The following is a 1,536-nucleotide window of genomic DNA, read 5'->3' as shown; positions in this document are numbered from 1 at the left end:
ACGGCACCCACACCAACCTCCCCACCTACCCCTTCCAACACCAGACCTACTGGCTCCTGCCCACCGAGACCTCCCCCGGCTCCGCCACCGTCGAGCACGCCCTGCTCGGCGCGAAGGTCGAGCTGGCCGGTGACCAGGGTGTCGTCTTCTCCGGCCGCCTCTCGCTGCGCACCCACCCCTGGCTGGCCGACCACACCGTGCTCGGCACGGCGCTGCTGCCCGGGTCGGCGCTCGTCGATGTCGTCCTGCACGCCGCCGAGTTGGCGGGCGCGGGGCAGATCGAGGAGCTGACGCTGGCCGCGCCGGTCGTGCTGCCGGAGAGCGGCGCCGTCGAACTCCAGGTCCATGTCGGGGCACCCGACGGCGACGGTCTGCGACCGGTCGGGGTGCACTCGCGGCCGGCCGGTGCGCGCGGCGCGGAGGTGTCGTGGACCCGGCACGCCGACGGTGTGCTCGCCGAGGCGCCCGTGGTCCCGGTGGACCTGTCGGCCTGGCCGCCGGCCGGTGCCGAGCCGGTCGACGTGGACGGCTTCTACGAGCGGCTGGCCGATCTGGGGCTCGGCTACGGGCCGGTGTTCCAGGGGCTGACGGCCGCCTGGCGGACCGGCGACGCCGTCTACGCGGAGGTCGAGCTGGAGAAGGGCACCGAGGTCTCCGGCTTCGGCATCCACCCCGCGCTGCTCGACTCGGCGCTGCACGCGCTCGGCTTCACCATGGCGGACGACGGGGGCGACAGCAACGACAGCGCCCGTCCGCTGCTGCCCTTCGCCTGGGCGGGCGTGTCGGTGTTCGCGGTGGGGGCGTCGGCGGCCCGGGTGCGGCTGGCGCCCAGCGGTCCCGACGCGTTCGAGGTGGCGATCGCCGACGCCTCCGGCGCTCCGCTCGCGCAGGTCGGGCGGCTGAGCGTGCGGCCGGTGTCACCCGAGCAGTTGGCGCCGGCGGCCGGTCCGCGGGTCCCGCTGTACGAGATCGACTGGACGCCCGTCGTCCTCCCCGAGGCGGCCGCCGCCGAGCCCGGGTACGCCACGGATCCGACGCGGCTGACGGCCCTGCCGGCCGGTGACGCGGTCGTGGACTTCCCGGCCGAGGGCGCCGAGCCGTTCGCGGCGGCCGAACGGGCGCTGGCCTTCGTCCAGGCCTGGCTGGCCGACCCGGAGCGGGCCGACGCCACCCTGACCCTGGTGACGCACGGCGCGGCCGGTCCGGACGTGTCGGATCCCGCCGCCGCCACGGTGTGGGGTCTGGTCCGTTCCGCCCAGATCGAGGCCCCGGACCGCTTCGCGCTGCTCGACGTGGACGACGACCCGGCGTCGGCGGCCGTGCTGCCGGCCGCTCTCGCCTCGGAGGAGCCCCAGCTCGCCGTGCGGGCGGGGAGGGTCCTCGCGCCCCGGCTCGCCCCGCGCAAGCCGGCCGTCCGCGACAGCGAGTCCGAGGTCGAGCGGCCCGGCTTCGGTCCGGACGACTACGTGCTGATCACCGGCGCCACCGGCGAACTCGGCAAACTCATCGCCCACCACCTCGTCACCACCCACGGCG

1 protein-coding gene is annotated in these 1,536 nt (G+C 76.0%); it reads left to right on the top strand.

What is annotated here, in order from left to right:
• On the top strand, positions 1 to 1,536 hold a 1,536-nt coding region (locus ACFP3U_RS36845), incomplete at both ends, for a polyketide synthase dehydratase domain-containing protein (RefSeq protein WP_380230144.1).

This window comes from Kitasatospora misakiensis (genome assembly GCF_042656005.1).
Lineage (GTDB): Bacteria > Actinomycetota > Actinomycetes > Streptomycetales > Streptomycetaceae > Kitasatospora > Kitasatospora misakiensis.
Note: the sequence above shows the minus strand (reverse complement) of the source record. Positions and strands in the feature narration are given on the sequence as shown.